Source organism: Nocardioides sp., from assembly GCF_035429765.1.
In the GTDB taxonomy this organism is placed as follows: domain Bacteria; phylum Actinomycetota; class Actinomycetes; order Propionibacteriales; family Nocardioidaceae; genus Nocardioides.
In genome coordinates, this window is the sequence record NZ_DAOMFK010000254.1 from 1 (window position 1) to 3771 (window position 3771).

General features: G+C 74.1%; 3 protein-coding genes and 1 pseudogene. 2 read left to right on the plus strand and 2 right to left on the minus strand.

What is annotated here, in order from left to right; all coding sequences use genetic code 11:
• Nucleotides 1-35 precede the first annotated feature (35 nt).
• Nucleotides 36-845 (plus strand): sulfurtransferase, encoded by an 810-nt coding sequence (locus PLP61_RS15640; protein ID WP_324503683.1) that lies wholly within the window; start codon nt 36-38, stop codon nt 843-845.
• Nucleotides 846-863: 18 nt separating this feature from the next.
• On the opposite strand, the gene PLP61_RS15645 is transcribed toward PLP61_RS15640, so the two are convergent.
• Nucleotides 864-2873, minus strand: a complete 2010-nt coding sequence (locus PLP61_RS15645; RefSeq protein ID WP_324503684.1) for an SDR family oxidoreductase — start codon at nt 2871-2873, stop codon at nt 864-866.
• Nucleotides 2874-2938: 65 nt separating this feature from the next.
• Between PLP61_RS15645 and PLP61_RS15650 the strand changes: the two genes are divergently transcribed.
• Entirely contained in the window at nt 2939-3550 is a 612-nt protein-coding gene (locus tag PLP61_RS15650) for a maleylpyruvate isomerase N-terminal domain-containing protein (RefSeq protein WP_324503686.1), read from the plus strand.
• Nucleotides 3551-3561: 11 nt separating this feature from the next.
• Here the strand turns inward: PLP61_RS15650 and PLP61_RS15655 are convergent.
• Nucleotides 3562-3771: pseudogene (locus PLP61_RS15655) on the minus strand (hypothetical protein); the annotation flags it as partial.

The following is a 3771-nucleotide window of genomic DNA, read 5'->3' on the forward strand; positions in this document are numbered from 1 at the left end:
GGCCGCGTCAACCACGACGCCCTACGCTCACAGGTATGAACACCCCCCGTTCCCTGGTCTCCGTGGGCGAGCTCCGCGACGCCCTCGGCTCGACGACCGTGCTCGACGTCCGGTGGCGACTGGGCGGCGCGGCACCCGAGGAGTACCTGTCCGGGCACGTGCCCGGTGCGGCGTTCGTCGACCTCGATGCCGACCTGGCCGGCCCGCCCGGGGACGGCGGGCGTCACCCGCTGCCGATGCCGCAAGCCTTCGGCGAGGCGATGCGCCGGGCCGGGGTCAGGGCCGACCGGCCGGTCGTGGTGTACGACGACTGGGCGGGCGGCGCCGCCTGCCGGGCCTGGTGGCTGCTGCGCTACCACGGCCACCCCCGCGTGGCGCTGCTGAACGGTGGCTGGGCCGCCTGGCTCGCGGAGGGGGGCGAGGTTGAGCTGGGCACACCCGAGGTGACCCCCGGGGACTTCACCGCCGTGCCGGGGGCGATGCCGGTCGTCTCCGCCGACGAGCTCGGCTCCGTCGGGGTCCTCATCGACGCCCGCGCACCCGAACGGTTCCGGGGCGAGGTGGAGCCGATCGACCCCGTGCCCGGCCGCATCCCCGGTGCGGTGAACGTGCCGATCCAGTGGAACGTCGACAACCACGGGCACCTGAAGGGCACCCCCGAGCTGGCCGCGGTCTACTCCCGGGTGGGTGCGGTCCCCGGCGCCGACGTCGCCGCCTACTGCGGCTCCGGCGTGAACGCGGCCCACACCGTCCTGGCGCTCGAGATGGTCGGGGTGTCCGCTGCTCTCTACCCGGGCAGCTGGTCGGAGTGGATCCGCGACCCCGAGCGCCCGGTCACCCGGTGAGGCGGTCCGGCACCGCGCTCACCAGTGCACGCCCCTGAACACCCGGGCGAGCATGAGCTGCTCGGACTCGCGGGTGCCAGAGGTCGGGGGAGCGCTCTGACCCTTCGCGGCCGTGGAGTCCGGGAAGGCCTGGTAGGCCATGTTGAGGATGCGGAACGTCAGCTTGGGCGCCACCGTGTGCGCGACAGCACCCACGTTGCCGAGGGCGGTGTTGATCTGGGCGGGCTTGTCCACGATCGCCCGGAGCACGAGGTCGGCGGCCTGGGCGGGCGTGATGGCCGGGAACCGGTCGTAGAGAGCCGTCGGAGCGATCATCGGGGTCCGGACGAGGGGCATGTGGATGGTGGTGAAGGTGATGCCGTGGGAGTAGACCTCGGCCGCGACCACGTTGCTCCAGGCGTCCAGCGCGGACTTCGAGGCGATGTAGGCGGAGAACCGCGGCGGCGTGGTCTGCACGCCGATCGTGCTCACGTTGACGACGTGCCCCGACTTCTGCCGGTGCATCGCCGGCATCAGCGCCATCACCAGCCGGACCGGGCCGAAGTAGTTGACCGCCATCGTCCGCTCGAAGTCGTGGAAGCGGTCCTGCGAGAGACGCAGCGACCGGCGGATCGACCGGCCGGCGTTGTTCACCACCACGTCCACCGACGGCAGGTCCGCGGTGAGCTGCTCGGCGAGCCCCTCGACGGCGACCGTGTCCGACAGGTCGCAGGGGTAGACGTAGGCCACCCCGCCGGCGGCCTCGATGAGGTCCTGGACCTCCTCCAGCCGGTCCTTGCTCCGGGCCACCAGGACGGGGACACCACCGGCCTGGGCCACCTTGATCGCGGTGACCCGGCCGATCCCGGAGGAGGCCCCGGTGACGACCACGTGGCGTCCCTGCAGGCCGGCTCTCAGGTGGGGGTCCCGGCCGGTGTCGGTGTCCAGGCACTCCTCCCAGTAGCTCCACAGGGTCCGCGCGTAGGACTCGAGGTCCGGGACCGCCACCCCGGAGCCGGAGAGCGCCCGGGTGGTCCGCCGCGAGTCGAGAACCGCGGTCATCTGGGCGTTCGCGAGCACCTCGCTCGGGACGCCCAGCCGCCCCAGCGTCTGGTCGAGCGCGACTCGGCCCGGCGCGGAGGCCGCCACCGTCCCCAGGAGCCGGGCCGGCCGCAGTGCGGACGGCACCGGTAGGACCCCGAGCCGACGGCGACCCGCGCCGGGGGTGAGGAACCGGGGCGCCCCGGCCGCCGCACAGAACAGGTTCATCACCTCGGCCACCGGCTGCGGCTCGGGGTTGACCAGGTGGAACGTCTCGCCGTCCCGGCCGGGCAGGTGCGCCAGGTGGTCCAGCGCCTTGGCGACGTAGTCCACCGGGACGAGGTTGGTCGCCCCCAGGTCGGCGCCGAGCAGCGGCAGCCAGGACGGCAGGGTGTCGCGCATCCGCTTGATGAGGGGGAAGAAGTAGTACGGGCCGTCCACCTTGTCCATCACGCCGGTGCGGGAGTGCCCCACCACCACCGAGGGCCGGTAGATGCGCCAGGGCACCCGGGCCTCGTCGCGGACGAGGCGCTCGGCCTCGAACTTGGTCCGGTGGTACGACGAGGGGAGCCGCTGGCGCTCGTCGAACATCGACTCGTCGTAGGGGCCGCGGTGGTCCCCGGCGACCGCGACGCTCGAGACGTGGTGGAAGCATCCGGCGCCGAGCGCGGCGGCCAGCTCGAGCGCGTGCCGGGTCCCGCCGACGTTGGCCAGCTCGTTGGCGTCGTCGTCGGCGAGCATGTCGTAGAGGGCCGCGACGTGGAAGAAGTGCTCGATACCGCCCCGGTGCGCGGCGACCCAGTCCGGGTCGACACCCAGCCCGGGTCGGGCCAGGTCGCCCACCACCGGGTGCACCCGGTCGCCTCCCCACCGGGTGGCCAGCGTCCGGAACCGGGGCAGCGACTCGGAGCGGACCAGCACCAGCAGGTCGCCGTCGCGGTGGTCGAGGAGCTCGGCGACCAGGTGACGCCCGATGAAGCCGGTCGCACCGGTGAGGAAGAGGGCCATGACGCGAGGGTATCCCTCGCCGTCCGGGGGCCGGCACGGCAGCGGCGGCGGCTACCCTCGGGGCCATGGAGGCGTCCTGGCAGGAGTCGCGCGGGGCGTTCGCCGACGCCGCCCGCTGGTTCGTCGACACCGTGGCCGGGGTCGATGACCGCTGGGACCGGCCCGGTCTGGGCGAGTGGGACCTCCGTGCCCTCGTCGGTCACACGAGCCGCTCGCTGCTCACCGTGGAGGAGTACCTGGGTCGCCCCGCCGCGGCTGTCGAGGTCCCCTCGGCCGCCGACTACGTCCGCATGACCCGGGCGCTCGCCGCCCAGCCGGCGGTGGCCGCGAGGGGCGTCGCCGCGGGAGAGGCACTGGGTGAGGACCCAGCGGTCGCCGTGGCCGGGCTCGCCAGGCGGGTCTGCGCGCTGGTGGACTCCCGGGAACCCGGTGCGCTGGTGACCACGGTCGCAGGCGGGATGCGGCTGGGGGAGTATCTCCCGACCAGGACCTTCGAGCTCGTCGTCCACACGGCCGACCTCTCGGTCGCGCTGGGGACGGCACCGGACGTCCCCCCGCGGGCCGCCGCTCTGGCCCTGCGCCTCCTCAGCGAGGTCGCCGTCGCCGACGGGCTGGCCGGACCCCTGCTGCTGGTCGCGACGGGGCGACCGTCGTTCCCGGGGTTCTCGGTGCTCTGAGACCTCGGGCGTCAGTCCTGCTTCCCACCGCCGAACATGATCTCGTCCCAGCTCGGCACCGACGCCCGGCCTCGGCTCTTCTTGACCTCGCGGCGGTGCGGCGGCTCGTGCGCCGGCTCGGGCTCGGGCGCGTCCACCGCCGAGGCGCCGTCGACGATCGGCTCCTGCTCGGCGGCCCGCGCGACGGGTGCGGGTCGAGGCCCGGCCGGCTCCTCGGCCTC

Excerpts from the sequence above, each read along its gene's own strand:
- PLP61_RS15650 (WP_324503686.1), top strand. The coding sequence starts at position 2,939 with ATGGAGGCGTCCTGGCAGGAGTCGCGCGGGGCGTTCGCCGACGCCGCC.
- PLP61_RS15645 (WP_324503684.1), bottom strand. The coding sequence starts at position 2,873 with ATGGCCCTCTTCCTCACCGGTGCGACCGGCTTCATCGGGCGTCACCTG.
- PLP61_RS15640 (WP_324503683.1), top strand. The coding sequence starts at position 36 with ATGAACACCCCCCGTTCCCTGGTCTCCGTGGGCGAGCTCCGCGACGCC.